This window comes from uncultured Microbulbifer sp. (assembly GCF_947489355.1).
GTDB lineage: Bacteria > Pseudomonadota > Gammaproteobacteria > Pseudomonadales > Cellvibrionaceae > Microbulbifer.
In genome coordinates this window covers 1-16,195 of record NZ_CANLDD010000002.1, presented here as the reverse complement: position 1 = coordinate 16,195, position 16,195 = coordinate 1, and the positions used below count along the sequence as shown (strand labels likewise).

Genomic DNA, 16,195 nt, shown 5'->3' with positions numbered 1-16,195 from the left:
AAGGGCAGGGAAATAATGGCCAAGATCAGCAGTTATAACTTTGCTGGGGAGATGCCCCGGATTGATCCCAAGTTGTTGGGGGATCGCTTTGCTACCCGCGCATTGAATGTGGAGCTGCGTCGGGGGCAGATAGCGCCAGCCACTGCACCGGCGGAAACGGGGCAGACTCTGGGTGCGGCCACGCAGACCCTGTCCCTGTTCAATCGCGAGGGCAACGAGGGCCAGGGATTCTGGTTGGAATTTGTCGGCGATATGGATGTGGTGCGCGGGCAGATTGCCGGGGATACTTCGCTGCGCACCTATTACACCGGCGATGGGGTGCCAAAAATTACCGATGCCACCCTGGCGACCGGTGGCGATGGCCCTTATCCGTCTGCAGCCCACGACCTGGGCCTGCCGGCACCCTCCGGCCCTCCCGATGTCAGTGGCCCCGATGGCGAACCGCCGGAGGGCGGGCAAGTGATCGACACCGCCTATATTGTCACCTTTGTGTCCAGTCGCGGTGAGGAAGGACCGCCCACTGCGCCCTCGCGCATTGTGCAACGCTGGGATGGCGCTGCGGTGGAAGTCACGGCAATCCCGGTCGCCAGCGGCAATTTTATCGTGCACAGCAAGCGTATTTACCGTGCTCAATCGACCGGGGGCTACCAGTTTGTGGCCGAGATTCCCGCAGGCCAGACCGATTTCAGTGACAGTGTGGAATCGGAACAACTGGGGGGAAACCTGCCCCAGTGGGGATTGGATTGCACCGGACCCGACGATGCGCGGACTTACGGCGCTGCCCAACGGAGTTATGCTGGGGGCCTTCGGCAATACCCTGGCGTTTTGCGAACCCTACCAGCCCCACGCCTGGCCGATCCGCTACCAACTGGCCATGGCCTACGACTTCGTTGCAGCCGCAGTGACTTCTGCCGGTGCGGTGATCGGTACCACGGGCAAACCCTATCTGGTGGCGGGCTCGGAGCCGGCAGCCATGAGCCTGGTGCCCCTGGACGAGATACACGCCTGCGCCAGTAAACGCTCCATGGTGGATATGGGGGAGTATGTGCTCTATGCGTCGCCGGACGGGCTGGTTGCCGTTGGCGGCACCGATGCGCGCCTGGTCACTGAACCCCTGATATTGCCGGCGCAGTTCAGAGCGCGATTCGATCCCGCCAGTATTCACGCCTACCGCTTTGAGGACCGCTACCTGGCGTTTTACAACAACGGCAGCGAGCGGGGCAGCTTCAGCTTTTCTGTAGAGGAGGGTTTTCGCTTTTATGAGGTGTACGCCGATGCGGCCTATTTGGATGAGGTGAGTGGCGAGTTGTATTTGTGCCGGGCGGGTGTGGTGAGCCGCTGGGGTGCCGGGGCCGAGTCCTCCTATACCTGGCGCAGCAAGGTCTGGCCGAGCCCCCTTGGGGTTATCTTCACCGCGGCCAAAATTGATGCGGACAGTTATCCCCTGACATTCGACTTTTACGCCGACGGTCAGCTACTGCACAGTTGCTCGGTGGCGGACGGCCGCGCTTTTAGACTGCCCTGTGCGCGTCGTTACCGCCATGTACAGTTCGAGCTGCGCAGCAATGCGCCGGTATCGAATATCCAGTTGGCCAGCAGCATGAGCGAGATCCGCTGATGGCCAGGCGCACTTCCGGGTTACCGAATGTTTCTCCCAAGGTAGACCGTGCCCTCCGCCCGCTTCTGGAAAAAATGGTTGAGGTGATTGAGGTAGGGGAGGGGGTGCGGGGCGATCCGCTCGACGCTTATCTAACAATACGCAGCCTGGTTGATACCGGGCTGGCGAAGCTGATCAACAACACGCGTTTTCCGGTACCGGGCAGAGACCTGGTTGCCACCAACCCGGCGCCCAATCCGATTGTGCCACCAAAGCCCACCGGCTTTACGATGGATAATGGCTTCAGTCATGTGTTTTTGCAGTGGGACAATCCCAACAGTCAGTATCAGGGCCATGCCTACACCACCATTTACCGGGCGACGGAAGATAATCTCGCCAACGCGGTGGCCATCGGCCAGTCCACCAGTTTTCTCTATGCGGATGTGGGTGTACAGCGCGAGGTCACCTATTACTACTGGATTGCCTATACCTCTGTCACCCATAGTGAGGGACCACACAATGGCGCTGCGGGTACCGCCGGGCGCACGGCACCGGACCCGGCGCTGGTGTTGGAGAGCCTGTCGGGGCAGATCCGGGAGACGCAGCTGTACCAAGTGCTGCAGGATCGCATTGATTTAATCGACAATCCCGCCACCGGGCTGGTGGACAGTCTCGGCAATGAAATCAGCCGCCGCCAGCAGGCGGTGAACAGTCTGCAGCAGCAGATCGACGGGCTGGTGGTGGCCACCGATGTGGAGATTTTTTATCAGCCGATCGAACCCACCCATGAAGATGCCAGCGGCGGGGTACTGGTGGAGGGCTCCCGCTGGTTCGACACCGACGACAACAATCACCCCTATGTGTTTACGGAGGACGACGGCCTTTGGCACGATGCCCGCGATCAACTGGTACTGAACGTGGAGGCCAATTTAACCGCCGAGCAGTTGGCTCGGATCGGTGCGGACAACGCGCAGCTGGTGCGGCTCGATGCCCTGGAGCTGACGGTCAATGATCCTATCCATGGCGTGGCGGCCAATGCCGATGCGGTGAGTGCCCATAACCTGCGTATCACCAGCAATGAAGAGGGGCTGGTGGCCCAGGCCGGGCGTCTCGACAGTTTGGAACTGACCGTATTCGATGCCAATACCGGGGTGGGTGCCAATGCCTCCGCACTGGCAAGCCAGGCACTGGATATTACCCGCATTGGCGAGGATATTGCGGCCCAGGGTCAGGATATCGCCGCCTTGCAGGCCACGGTGGAAAACCCCAATGACGGCGTGGCAGCCAGTGCGGCAGCTATTGATCAGTTGCAGATCGACGTGCGCTTTATCGATGGTGAACTGCAGAGCCAGGCCACGGCACTGACCCAGGTGCAAACCGAATCCGGTGATAACGCCACTGCGGTGCAGGTGTTGCAGCAGAGCGTGGATGGTATTGAGGGACAGTACACGGTCAAGATCGACAGCAACGGCTATGTGGCTGGTTATGGCCTGTCGGTGACACCAAACGAATACGACGGTAGCCAGCACAGTGAAATGATTTTCTCTGTAGACCGTTTTTCCGTCGGCGCCCCGGGGGCGACCGAGCTGGCCTTTATCATCGATGACAACCAGGTGGTGATGGATGGGGCCTTGATTAAAAACGCCACCATTACTGATGCGCAGATCGGCAATGTTGCGGTGGATAAGATCACCGGTATCAACGCCGCCTTTCTGCTGGCAAGAATCGGTACCGGTAGTATCACCAATGCCTATATTGGCGACGTGATCCAGTCGGACAGTTTTGATAATTCCGGCGGTACACAGGGCTGGCGTATTCATAAAAACGGATCAGCTATTTTTAACAATATCTATGCCCGGGGAAATATTGAGGCGGACCGGTTAAAGGCCAATGCCGTCAATATTATCGACACACTGCATATAAAAAATAATGCGGTCACGATAGCGGAATCAGTCAAGATACCGAATCAAACTCTAATCTATCCAGGCGCAAGGGCTGTATTGGCAAGCGCCAGCTTCAACCCCGAAGGCGGCGGTTACCATGTCATTGTCACCGGAGAGTTTTACCAGTGGGATGATGGGGCGGTGGAAGTGGAGCTGTTTATCAATGGTGTGCACCGGCAGAGCAATGTGATCTGGCAGGATGTGGGGGGGAGCTCGGATATGAACTGGTCGGTGCCGGTGTCCATGAGTTATGGCGGCAGCAGTGCGTCGATTGTGACGGTAAGGGTGACCGCCAAGCACCTGAAACATAAAGGGGGGTATATGCGCAATGGCAATTTATTGATTATGGGAGCCAAAAAATGACGCTTTATGCGGTTATCTTCGATCCAGCCAATGGGCAGATTCACTGGACCGTGACAGGTACAACCCGGGAAGAACTGGAGATGTCGGTTCCGGAGTATCTGGACTGGATGATTATCCCCGATGATGTGTATGTGGATGTCAATGCTGACTATGTAAAGGACGGAAGCATCGTCAAACGACCGTTGATGGAGGTTACCTGGCGCTACGATGCTGTAGCCAGGGATATTGTTGTGGAAAAGATCCCGGTTGGTGCCATGGTAACGGTGCGCAACTGGCAGGGGGTAGTCAACGACGGATTCATAGTTTGGCGGGTTGCCGAGCCGGGCTTCTACAGAATTTACATTGAACTATTTCCCTATCAACCGGAGTGGGTTCATGCCGAGATTACCTGAATACGACCCGCTGGATGTGCCGGCCTCGCGGGAGCAGATCAATACATGGCGTCGCACACAAGAGGAGGCACCTCTATTGGTTGGTGGCTTTCAGTTGGATGTGGATCAGGACAGTTTGCACCGCTTACAGTTGCGCATACATAACTGGGAGCAGATTGGTGCGGCGAATGTTGCCTGGATGACGGCCGACAATCATCAGGTATGGCTCACGAAGGACGACCTGGGCAAACTTTACGAAAATGCTATGACGGAAAAAGCCCGACGCAGTGCGGTACTCCACGATACCGTGCAGCAGTTCAAGCATGATGGTGTCACATTGCGACAGCTTAGCCAATTTGCCACTTTCGTATGCGTCGCTTTAACCTTTTTCTTGACTGTAGTTTGATAGATAAGATGCAAAAGTGCTTCCCTGGTATTTCGAGATAAAAAGCAGGGCTCTTGTTTGGGATAAACTTCATCGATCTTACTTTCGCACCAATGTCTGGCTGGTTTATGTACTTTCGGTGTACAGCTTCAATTGCTAAGACAACTTGTTATCGGCATCTATACTTATGCAGGCATAAACAGTTGGAAATCACATCCATCGGAACTCTTGTGTTTTGGCGTGTATAACGGTGTTGCTTTGTACATGAGCTCAAATATTGCGTATCGACACAATTTGGTCAGTGTTGTTTTCGAAGCCGTGCATGCTTGGGTTCTGGTTCGTAAGGACTTACTGATGAGTATGATGGGTAAAATGAGACGGTACAGGCTACTCCCTGCACAATAGATTCAATAGGGTATTGAATGAAATTTAAAGATAAGCGCATTTTAGTCACCGGAGGTTCAAGCGGTATTGGCTTCGCGACTGGGCGAAGGCTGCTAGAAAGACAGGCACGATTGGTCATTAGTGGCCGTCGTCAAGGAGTACTGAATGAAGCAGTTACGGGGCTGAGCGAGTTCGGTGAAGTGGCGGGCGTTTGTGCCGATATCGCTACGAGTGAAGGAAGGGCTGAGACGCTTAAACAAACTATCTCGATTCTTGGTGGTCTGGATGTGCTTGTGAACAACGCAGGTGGCATTCGGGCAGGGTCAATTCAGGATTTAGAGGAATCTGAAATAATCAAGATGCTGGATGTTAATTTATTGGCTCCCATTTTGTTGACAAAAGTCGCTCTGCCCGCATTGAGAGCAGGTGGTGACTCGATGGTTGTCAATATATCTTCTGCACTAGCTTTAGTGGGCATACCTTTCTACACAGTCTATGCTGCAGCGAAGGCAGGTTTGGCTCAATTTGGAGAATGTTTGCGTCGTGAACTCAAAGGGGAAGGGGTCCATGTGATGACGGTTTACCCAGGGGGTACGGATACCCCCCTGATGAAGACCAGCAACGCGGGTCCTGCCCTTGGGTTTACCTTGGAGAAAACCGATACGGTCGCTGAGGCTATTATAACCGGAATGAAGGATGATGCCTTCACAGTTATTCGGGCTGGCGAACAGCGCCGGGAAATGATTGCCCTTAATCGGACAGATCCAGCCCAGCTGGGTGCGCATTTTGCCAAATTGAAAGATGCCCTAGCGGTTGCAGTAAAAGATCACGCCGCTTTATAAGTGAAAACAATCGGGACAGAGTGCTGACAGATATTGTCGATAAAAAGACGCAGGCTGAAAGGCATATTGTTTGTGGTAGGCTATTGCGGCCGTTTTATGATCAGGGAATGGACTTCTTAATTTCCTCGAAGCCAACATAATAAAACCCATGTTGCACCTGCAACCTTTCCGGCGCTTAATCCATTTTAAAAAACCCATTGAGGCCATTGGCGAGCGCTGTGGTGTGCCGCAGTTGTTTTCACAAATTGCGCTCGCGCTCGCGAATGAGAGGGCCTTCCTGTTTGCCGATGGCGACAGCTTCTGTGTGCTGCGTCCGAAAGTCGAAAACGATGAGCGCATTGTGGAAGCCTGGGTAGCCTACAGTCAGCACGGCAGTGCAATCCGTACTCATTTGCCACAGGCGAAGCAAATGGCGCGGGAGATTGGTGCATCTTGTATCCAGTTCTGGACGGTACTGCCGGTCCTCAACCAGTTTGCCCGGCGTCTGGGTTTTGAGCGTCATCGAACTGAACGTGCTTTTACTATTTGGAGGATTCCACTGTGATTGATATTAGCGATAGCGCGCTGATACCGGCATTGCCCGGTACCGGCGAGTTTGAAACTTTCCAGCCTTTCCGATTCCGCCGGGTATTTCACAAAGGGGGGGATGGCAAGGTAAAGGAAACTGCCGATGAAAAAGCCTTTGCCGATGTGGTGGCGCAGAAGTGGAATCACTATCAGCAGAAATACTCTGGTCTTGAGCAGGGTTATATGGACCGGGTGGATGCACAGGACAGTGAAGCCGCCATGGATTTTGCCGAGGGCTCGGCGAACCAGCACAGCAGGGCCAAATTCAGTGAAGCGAAAGAGGATCTTCAGGGCAATCTGGCTTCTGCAGGCATCAACCCCAATAGCGGGAAATTCAAAGCTGCCACGAACTCTATGGCGGTTGCCGAAGGGCAATCCACCGGGGAGACGGTGACCAGGGCTGGCAACAGCCAAAAAGATGAATATGTCACCGGGGTGCAGAATATTGTCAATATGGGGCAGGGAAAATCTGCCGCGGCGACAGCGGGCCTTGGCGGTTTGGCAGATGCTGCAGCAGATAAAGCGGGCAGTGACGCTGCTGAGGCATTTAACGAGTCTGCCATGACACAACAAATGGTGGGCAATGTTGCCGGTGTAGCCACCAGCTACGGACTTGATAACGCCCAGAAAAAGCCCGCAGGCTATGGATTGACCACAGAGCTTCCAGAAAACCAGACCGCGAGTATCGGTCTTAATTACGACCAGGCAGTGGGGTAATTCAGCATGGGTGCATTAGACAGTGCAATCAATGGGGCCCGTGGTCAGCGGCAAGGTGCCAACTATGGTCGCGGCGGGGTGTATTTCGACGGTAGCGCCGAGAACACCCTGGCGAGAATTTACCGCGCCGAGTGGCAGGACTATTTGAACCGCTTTGCCCCTTACGAGGACAAGGCCATCGACTTTGCCACCAATCCCGAGGCAGTCACTGAGGCCGTGGACCGGGCAGGTGCGGCGATGGACCAGAGCTTCGCCACTTCAAAGGACAGTTTGCAGCGGGATCGCAGCCGCTATGGGTTGTCGATGAGTCCGCGCGAGCAGGCCAGTGAAAGCCGTTCCAATGCCGCCAGTGGAACCGCCGCGAAGCTGGCTGCAAGAAATAATACCCGACTGCATGTACAGGATCGCCAGCAACAGGTGATGTCTGGAGCCGGTGCCGTCGGACTGAGAGAAGCGATTAGCGAGGGGCGTTAATGATGAGTGGAAGCTACGGATTAATCAGCGTTGGCCGTGGTGTCAAGCGGGACGCCATGCAGGGCATGGAAAAAGTGGCGCAACAGGAGCAAGAGCGAGAACTGCGCAACGATCAGTTGAAGCAGGCGGAGAAACAGCAGAAGAGTACGAACGTGGGAGCTGGGGCAAGTATCGGGATGATGGCAGCCAAGGGCACTGCGGTCGGCGGGCCTTGGGGTGCGGTGATTGGTGCCCTGGCTGGTCTAGCTGCAAGTGAGCTTTTTTAAAGAGGAAATCACTATGGCAGGATTAAGTACGGCCAACGCGGCCAATGGTTTTATGCAGGGCTTTAGTTTTATGGAAGGCGTGAAAGATCGCCGGATACAGCGGGAGCGTCAGGCGAAAGCCGATGCAGTGGCAGAAGAAGAACTTGCCTATACCAGAAGTCAGCGCGGTCTGGCGGATGTCAGGAGAGATACGCAGTGGAAGCAGCAGCAGAGCGAATACCGAGCCAAGCTGGAGGAGCGTTTTAATCAAAGGGCGGACGAGTTGGCGTTGACTCTGAAGAAAAATCCGAATTACGACTGGCAAAACGATCCGCGCTTTACTGTTTTCACCAAAGCTGGCCCTATTTTGGAAGGGCTGATGGGTGGTCAAATACCACTGGAATCGTCAGAGGTGGGAAAGCAAGCTGCTGAAATTGTGCCTGAACTTACCGAACAGAGCCAGATAGCCGGCGAACTTACCGGCGAGGTCCGACTTACCCGTGGCAAGAAGCCTGGGACACTGTTAGCAGCGGTGGGTCACAAGGATGGCACATTGCGTCCGGTAACGGAGAGCCGTTCCACTGCAGAGGATGATCCCATTCGCCAATTTCCGGTGGATGGCTTTCTACAGAGGAACATGGCCTACGCAAAGATCGGTGAGTATTTCAAAGATCCGAAAGCAGTGGACGCCTGGCTATACTCCCGCGGAAAACTAAAAGACCCGAAACCAACTAAAAACACTACCGAGCTGGAGAGGCTGCTGGTAGCACGTGCAAGGGTCAAGCCGGATAGCGACGAATATCAATCACTCTCTGCGCGCATTAAATACCTGGAAGATCCCAGAAAGCCGAGCGGACCTGAAAAGCCGATTATCAAGACCGTGAAGGGTGAGGACGGGTCTAGCGAAACGCTGGTGCGTGTTGACCCTAAAAACAATCAATTGATTCCCCTTCAAGCGCCGCCCAGCAGAGCGGAATTGATGTCCAAGGCCGAAGCCTATGCCGACAAACTGGTCGATGATGTTGCAGGGTGGTTCTCCAGTGATACCTCTGACTTCAAGCCGTGGGGCGGAAGCAGGGAGCGTGCGCGGCAATATTTTGTTCAGGAGTATCTGAATAATTTTACTTCGCCGGAGGGGGATGTTGTAAAGCAAGTAGCGGATCAGGGCGGCACAAGCTCGAATGCCGGTGGGGCCAGGGGTAAAGTTCCATCGGCAGCTTTGGAAGCTTTGTCAGCTAATCCAAATCTGGCGGCCCAGTTTTACAAAAAATACGGCTTTGTGCCAGAGGGCTACGAGCAATACATAAACCAAACTGCCAGTCTCCCCGAAGTTCCCCGTTCCGGCGGCTAAACACCGCCATCCCTTCTGCTTAATGTAATCGCCTCTGTCCCAAGACAGGGGGCGTCTTTCGTATGCCTACTGGAATGTAATGCAATGGCCAATTTCTTCGACCAGTTCGATCCTGCACCTGCCGATCAACCTTCGCAACAGCAGTCCACCGAAGGTAATTTCTTTGACCAGTTTGATCAACAGCAGGACAATTCTATTGCAATTCGAGATCCTTCAGGTGTTGCTCCGGGGCGGGTCCAGCCTGGGGCGGCTGTGACAGGCCCGAAAGTGGATCGCGGCTGGTTAAACAATGCATCGCGCAATTTCGGTGAACGGGCCGGAGAGGTTAGCGGCAATCTGTTGCAGTTTATTGGTAATGTAGCCGTTATCGGTGAGAAATATCTTACTGAGGATCTGAATCTCCCGAATGCTGGTGTCTCCTGGGGTGATGAAGGAGTGCAACTGTGGCGGGGCAAAAAGCCCTACGAGAAAGACCTTAACTCTGTGCTGAACAAGGGTGGCCAATTACTCAATAACATAGATCTGGACTATCGACCCACTTTTACATGGGAAAGGCTGAAAGGCGATGTCAGTGCTGAAAACCTGGCGGGCTATATCGTCGAGCAGTCCGGTAGTTCCATTGCCGACATGGCTGCGGCCCTCACGACGCTGCCTGCCTATGTTGCATCGCGAACAGAGGAGATCGCTGAAACCCGCGTAGAAAATACCAGGGACAAGAACCAGGTTGATGGTACGGAGTTAGGGAAAGCTCTGGTCCCTGCGGTCGCCTCTGCAGTTCTGGAGCGGATCGGTGCCAAAGGTGCTGTTAATGTCGGTGGGGCTGGTAGTTTGAAAGAGTCTGCCAAGCGTGTAGTCGGGGCTGCAAAAAGAGAAGCCGGCACTGAATTTGTGCAGGAGCAATCCGATTACGCTGGTGAAACGCTGGGTACTGATAAAGATTGGTCGGCTGTCGAGAGTGTTGATCGTGGCCTGGCTGGCGCTGTAGCAGGTGGAGGTACTGGTGCGGTAGTGAATGTTGGCGCTCAGACAGCCATGGCGACGGGCTTATTGCCTCGCACACCAGAGAAAATCGAGGAGGAGGTAAAAGCCAGAAAGCACCGCAAGGCACAGAATACGGAAGATCTGAAATCCGAGATTGAAGCGGAAATCCTCAAGATGAACCAGGAAGCGTCGTATGAGCAAAGCCTGGAAGCTGCGCGACAACGGATCAATCCCAATTTTGATGTGGCACTGCCCCTTGATAGTACCAGCATGCCAGAGGCGGGTGCTCCACCGGAGGGCACGGTTGATTACACACCCTATGCGCAGGAACTGCAGTCGCTGGAAGTCTCGCGAGAAAAACCGGCAGAACAGGGCATTGATTTTGTACCACCAGAAACGATAGATAAGTCGGACCTTGAGTTGGTACCCAAAGAGCAGCAAAGCGAAGGTATCCCTTACGAGTCACCATCGCTGATCAATGAAAAGTCCCAGGCTTTGCAGGAGCGTATTCAGAGCAACCCCTCAAAAGAAATCCCAAAAGAGCCTTCCGTTGAAGAGAGCCCAGCAAAGGTTGAAGTACCAAATTTCCAGTTGGAAGAGATGGTCCTCCCTGAGTCTGCACCAATAGATGCAGATAAACCTCAGACCAATCAAGACTTAAAGGCGCAGATTGATACCGCTGCCAGGGAAGCCGCTACCAGCCCGCATAACAATTTGCCGGAACCAACAGATGCCCAGAAAGCAGCGGGCAACTACAAGGTGGGCAAGGTTAAGCTACACGGTCTGGACCTTTCTATTGAAAACCCCCGCGGTTCCGTGCGCTCTGGTACCAGCTCGGATGGCAAGCGCTGGGAAAACACGCTGCCCCATCATTACGGCTATATCCGCAAAACCGAGGGTGCCGATGGCGACCATGTGGATGTTTTCGTGGGGCCGGATGTGGATTCACAGCGGGTGTTTGTGGTGGATCAGGTGAACAAGGACGGCAGCTTTGACGAGCACAAAGTGCTGCTGGGGTTCAGCGATAAAGCCAAGGCCATTGCCGGCTACAAGGGGGCCTATGACAAGGGGTGGAAAGTGGGGCCGGTGACGGCCATGGACCTGGCGACGTTCAAGACTTGGTTAAAAGAGGGAAACACCACCAAGCCATTTGATGAGGCAGCTCCTAAAGCACTCACCACAGCAAAAGCACCTATGGCCGTTAAAATTCAGAACACAGGGAAAAAGGCAGTTCTTAATTCTCTGGGTACCGGCAAGGGCATTAAACCGGAACTGGCCAAGGCCGCACTCAGCCGGATCAAGCAATCGGTAGGCGTTGATGCAAAAGTGGTGGCGGATGAATCCGGGCTGCCTGCGGCACTGCGCCAGCAGATTGAGGCGGATGGCGTGAGCGGGCAGGTACGCGGCCTCTACCATGCGGAGAGTGGCAGCGCCTATATCGTGGCCGGGAATCTTAACCATCCCGCCGATGCCGCCCGTGTTTACTTGCATGAGGTGGTAGGGCACAAGGGCATTCGTGCGACCCTGAAGAAGCGTCTGGATCCGGTGTTGACGGAAATCTATCGGGACATGCCGGTGGAAGTGCGCGATACGTTGGAAAGCAAATACCACAGCCAACTCAAGGGGCTGAGCGGCCCCGAGGCCAGGCGCAGGGTGGCGGATGAATATGTGGCGCACCTGGCAGAGAACGATCCGCACAACACCTTGCTCAAGAACATCATTGCCATAGTGCGCCGCTGGTTGCGCCAGATGGGTTTTAACTCCAGGTGGACCGAAGCGGATATTGTGGAACTCCTGGCCAGAAGCAAGCGGGCTTTGCGCCGCGGTGCCGATGGTAAAGGAAAGGAGCATGGCGTTCGTTATGCCACAAAGCGCCGCGCCAACGACTATGTGGTAGCGCTATGGAAATTACTGGCCGGCCACGATGACCTGTTCCGGGTACCGCCTTCGGATGCCAAAGACCTTGCTGACATACTGCGTGAAACGGATACCGGTATTCAGTTGGATCAGGTCCATGAAGATGACAATGCACGGGGCAAGGATGTAACGCGGCACTGGTTGTTGAAGGTGCCCCAGCAAAAGCAAGGTAAGGACGGAAAGACCCTGTACAAGCCGGTGGAGGTATTGGAGAACGGCGACGGGGAAGTGTGGATCAATGTCTCTCGTCTCGATGCGGGCCTGAGCGGTGGCTGGAGAATTTATGCTGTTGTAGCCAACTACGCCCATAACAATGGCAAGGTGTTTATCGGCGATCCCGAGGGCCTGAGTGATGCAGCCATGCTGCGGCGTACCGAGCATATGCTGTCCAGCGCCTTGAAATTCGGTTCCACCAAGCACGTTCACCCGCATCCAAGGCAGGAACATCCTGACGACGGGATGGAATGGGTGCAGCCGCTGCGCTTTGGAGATTCCGATACGGAGAATTTGCGCCGACTTCTGGAAGCGTCCTATCATAATGTTTCCAGCCTGCTGCCGGAGATTAAGCATGTCCGCTTCGATTTTAAGAAAGGTGAATTCACGTTCGCTCGAAGCTTTATTGGCAAAGTTGGAAAAACAGAGTACCGAGGAAGGGCAGGGGACACCGTTCCTAGAGATTTCTTTAACGACCTGGCTGAGGAGTCTGTCGGACGGTACCGACGAAGGGTTATGGCGCCTTCTTCACTCAGGAGGCGGGAACCCGAGAATCTGGGTCGGCAAATATTTGGAAGCACGTCGCTTAAAAGGGCGGTGCTCACATCTGCCTTTATGGCAGAACAAAATAAAGAGACGTGGGGACTGGCTCTGGCTCAGCTTGGCGGAAAGTTACCAAGGCCACTGGTAGAACTCCAATACTCCCTTTCCGATCCTGCCACCGACGAAGCCCTGGCCCGCCTGGGTCTGGGCAAATCCGAAGCCCGCGGTATCCGCCACCTGATCAACCGTTTTCAAACCGCCAATTTCCGCCAGACATGGAGCAATGCAAAGGCGCGTACCTACGAGGGCACTTTCGATGGTCTGGTGGGTATTCAGCGTGCAGAGGAGGCGGCGGGCAAGGGCACAGCCGCCGGGGATTTTGCCGGTTCCGGTTATGTGGGTGCCCGCCTGGCTTCCGGTATCGCTGATGCGATGTTCCATATCCTGCACAAGGGCGGCCTGGAATGGAAAGAGGGCGTCACGCAGTACCGGCAGGGCACACAGGGCCTGCTGGATATTTTCAAGGCGCTGGGTCCGGACCTGAACGATTGGCTGGGCTGGATGGGTGGCAACCGCGCCAGGGAATTGATGCTGCAGGGCCGCGAGAAGAACCTGTCCAAGCGCGATATTGCCGAGCTGCTGGTATTGAACCGGGGACGGGAAGCCAGGTTTTTGGAGGCAAAACGGGCTTACAGTGCTTTGAACCGGGCCATGCTGGACCTGGCCCAGGAGGCGGGGCTGATTGATCCCAAGTCCCGCAGAAAGTGGGCTTCCGAATGGTATATCCCTTTCTACCGCCAGGAACTGGACGGTAATGGTTTGCTGGCACCGCGTACCAAGCGTGGGCTCAGTCACCAGAGCGCCGGCATCAAAGCACTGAAAGGCGGTGAAACCTCCACCAACAACCTGCTGCAGAACATCCTCACCAACTGGATGAAGCTGGCCGATGCCGCCATGAAAAATCAGGCGCTGTTAAAAACGGTGGATAACCTCAAGGACACCGATTACCTCAGCGACGAAAGTTTGAAATACACCGCCGCGATTGTGCCCAGGTCCGAAGTGGTAAAACGTATCAAGGCCGATCGCGCCTATCTGGAAATGATGGCGGACCAACTGGGACTGCCGGAGGCCGGTGAACTGGAAGTGCTGCATGAACTGAACCAACTGGACAGCAGTGGCTTCGAGAAACTATGGGCCATTACCGCACCCACAGACCCGGAGGTGATTCGGGTGCAAAGCAATGGCAGAAACACCTATTACCGGGTTAATGATCCAGCACTGTTGCGGGGTTTGGTGCATCTCTCCGATAACGGGATCAACTGGATGCCGATTCGTGCCGCCCGCTGGTTCAAGCGTCTATTGACCACCGGTGTGACTGCCAGCCCGGATTTTATGCTGCGGAACCTGGTGCGCGATGCCGCCCATGCCTGGGCCATCAACAAGGATGGGTTTGTATTCGGCAAAGACACAGTGGCCGGTATTACGGCTGCTGTTAAGGAAGATGAAGAGTTTTGGGCGATGTCAGCCACCAACGCCTCCTTCCAGGGCGGTTATGTACACGGTGGTGATCCGGAGGAAGGGGCGCAGATGATCCGCCGTGCCCTGAAGAAAAAGGGGCTCTCCCGCACTGAGATCGACAATCACATGGATAGCGTGATTGATGTGGGAGAAGCGGGTTGGTCCAAGGTACAGCAGGCGTGGCAATGGTATCGGGAAAAGGGAGATAAGCTTGAGAATACCAACCGTCTGGCCACTTACAAGGCTGCGTTGAAGTCGGGCAAGTCCAAGGCGCAGGCTGCCTTCGAGGCCAAGGATCTAATGGACTACTCGCTGCGTGGCAATTGGCTGGCAATGAATCTTTTGACCGATGTGGTACCTTTCCTCAATGCCCGCCTGCAGGGCCTGTCAAAACTGATACGTGCTGGCGAACTCAAAGGGGAGCTGCACAAACCCTGGACCTGGCGTATGGACCCGCTGGTGGGCATGGCAGTGGCCAAGATCGCCTTGGTATCGTCCGCCCTGGCGCTGTGGAATGATGACGATGAGCGCTACCAGTCGTTGCCGGACTGGGAGAAAGATGCCTACTGGCATATCTTTATCGGATCTCACCATCTCCGTGTGCCGAAACCCTTTGAAATCGGCATTCTTGCCGGCACCATCCCTGAGCGCATGATGCACACCTGGATACTGGACAATCAGCCAGACAAGAAACTGCTGTGGAGTATGAAGCATGGGCTGCTGGAAACCCTGGGCTTCAATATCACTCCGCAGATACTATTGCCCGCGGTGGAGCTGTACGCTAACCGCTCGTTCCACTTCGACAAGCCTATCGAATCCCTGGGAGATCAGCGCAAGCTCCCCAAAGACCGCTACAACAGCTTTACCAGCGATACCATGGTGTCCCTGGCCCAGGTGGTAGGCTGGTCTCCAAAGCAGATGGAGCACTTCTGGGTGGGCTATACGGGCACCATGGGAGCCTATGCGTTGTCTGTCTCTGATATGCTGGTGTCCCTGGCACAGGGCAAGCCCAATCAGGGGGAGTTCCTGGCCACGGACATTCCGGTCTTGAAGAGCTTCTATCGCGGCGCTAAGCCACCTTACAGCACCCAATATGCCAACGATCTCTATGAACGCTTGAAAGAAGTGAATCAACTGGCGGCCAGCCTGAAGGAACTGCGAGGCCGGGAAAGAGCAGAGTTCGTTGCTGAGCACAGTGACAAGCTGGCCCAGCGTCGCTCACTGAACCAAGCTAGCCGACACCTGAGCGAATTACGCAAGCGGCGCGAGCGTATTTTGGCTGAGGATATTCCGCGCAAGGCAAAGCAGCTAAAACTGGATGTGATTCAGAAGAAAATCAATGCGGTGGCTGCCAAAGCTTTGCATAGGTCTGAGACGGTTTTTTAGTGGACCGACGGTGTTGGCTTGACAATACCAGCGACAAAGTTAAAACCGAGCAAGTTGATGAGTGAGTAATGCTCGGTTAAAAATTGTTCATTTTTGCAAGGGTGCGCAATTGATTCGATATGTGCCTGTGTGATACTATTAAAAATTAATTCAATAGTAATTCCTTAGAAAAATGTGATTTTCTGTTTATTTTTTGTGCGCATCTATTAATTCTAAAAATCCCCAGGCATATTGCTCTACTCTCACTGAGTGTCTTTATTGATGTTGATCAGAATATTTTCTCTTGCTGTATTTTTGGTTATTTCCCAAACCGCAACTTCGGAAGTTGATGGCCCTGATTCTAGTAATAGCGGAAGCTATTCTATTGATTTTTCCCACAATAAAACTTCACGGCTTCG

General features: G+C 54.6%; 12 protein-coding genes. All 12 read left to right on the top strand.

Going from position 1 to position 16,195, the window contains the following annotated elements:
* The first annotated feature begins 15 nt into the window (after window positions 1-15).
* A complete protein-coding gene (locus Q1A48_RS01950; RefSeq protein ID WP_299940439.1) occupies window positions 16-1,017 on the top strand; it encodes a hypothetical protein in 1,002 nt (333 codons plus the stop codon).
* The gene (locus Q1A48_RS01945; protein ID WP_299940437.1) at window positions 974-1,618 is read left to right on the top strand and encodes a hypothetical protein; all 645 of its coding nucleotides are present in this window, start codon (window positions 974-976) and stop codon (window positions 1,616-1,618) included. Before Q1A48_RS01950 ends, Q1A48_RS01945 begins: the two co-directional genes overlap by 44 nt.
* On the top strand, window positions 1,618-3,903 hold the full coding sequence (locus Q1A48_RS01940; protein ID WP_299940434.1) for a DUF1983 domain-containing protein: 2,286 nt from the start codon (window positions 1,618-1,620) through the stop codon (window positions 3,901-3,903). The genes Q1A48_RS01945 and Q1A48_RS01940 overlap by 1 nt, the downstream gene beginning before the upstream one ends.
* A complete protein-coding gene (locus tag Q1A48_RS01935; protein WP_299940431.1) occupies window positions 3,900-4,295 on the top strand; it encodes a hypothetical protein in 396 nt (131 codons plus the stop codon). The genes Q1A48_RS01940 and Q1A48_RS01935 overlap by 4 nt, the downstream gene beginning before the upstream one ends.
* A complete protein-coding gene (locus tag Q1A48_RS01930) occupies window positions 4,279-4,680 on the top strand; it encodes a DUF4376 domain-containing protein (protein WP_299940429.1) in 402 nt (133 codons plus the stop codon). The genes Q1A48_RS01935 and Q1A48_RS01930 overlap by 17 nt, the downstream gene beginning before the upstream one ends.
* Before the next feature lie 401 nt (window positions 4,681-5,081).
* Window positions 5,082-5,885, top strand: a complete 804-nt coding sequence (locus Q1A48_RS01925) for an SDR family oxidoreductase (protein WP_299940426.1) — start codon at window positions 5,082-5,084, stop codon at window positions 5,883-5,885.
* Window positions 5,886-6,033: 148 nt separating this feature from the next.
* A complete protein-coding gene (locus Q1A48_RS01920) occupies window positions 6,034-6,429 on the top strand; it encodes a hypothetical protein (protein ID WP_299940424.1) in 396 nt (131 codons plus the stop codon).
* Window positions 6,426-7,169 (top strand): hypothetical protein, encoded by a 744-nt coding sequence (locus Q1A48_RS01915; RefSeq protein WP_299940422.1) that lies wholly within the window; start codon window positions 6,426-6,428, stop codon window positions 7,167-7,169. Before Q1A48_RS01920 ends, Q1A48_RS01915 begins: the two co-directional genes overlap by 4 nt.
* 6 nt (window positions 7,170-7,175) lie before the next feature.
* A complete protein-coding gene (locus Q1A48_RS01910; protein WP_299940419.1) occupies window positions 7,176-7,643 on the top strand; it encodes a hypothetical protein in 468 nt (155 codons plus the stop codon).
* Window positions 7,643-7,909 carry a hypothetical protein gene (locus Q1A48_RS01905; RefSeq protein ID WP_299940414.1) on the top strand — a complete coding sequence of 89 codons (267 nt, stop codon included), beginning with the start codon at window positions 7,643-7,645 and terminating at the stop codon, window positions 7,907-7,909. The genes Q1A48_RS01910 and Q1A48_RS01905 overlap by 1 nt, the downstream gene beginning before the upstream one ends.
* Complete coding sequence (locus Q1A48_RS01900; protein ID WP_299940411.1) at window positions 7,896-9,239, top strand: hypothetical protein; 1,344 nt, start codon at window positions 7,896-7,898, stop codon at window positions 9,237-9,239. The genes Q1A48_RS01905 and Q1A48_RS01900 overlap by 14 nt, the downstream gene beginning before the upstream one ends.
* 84 nt (window positions 9,240-9,323) lie before the next feature.
* Window positions 9,324-15,797, top strand: coding sequence for an LPD38 domain-containing protein (locus Q1A48_RS01895; protein WP_299940408.1), 6,474 nt, complete (start codon window positions 9,324-9,326; stop codon window positions 15,795-15,797).
* The last annotated feature ends 398 nt before the right edge of the window (window positions 15,798-16,195 follow it).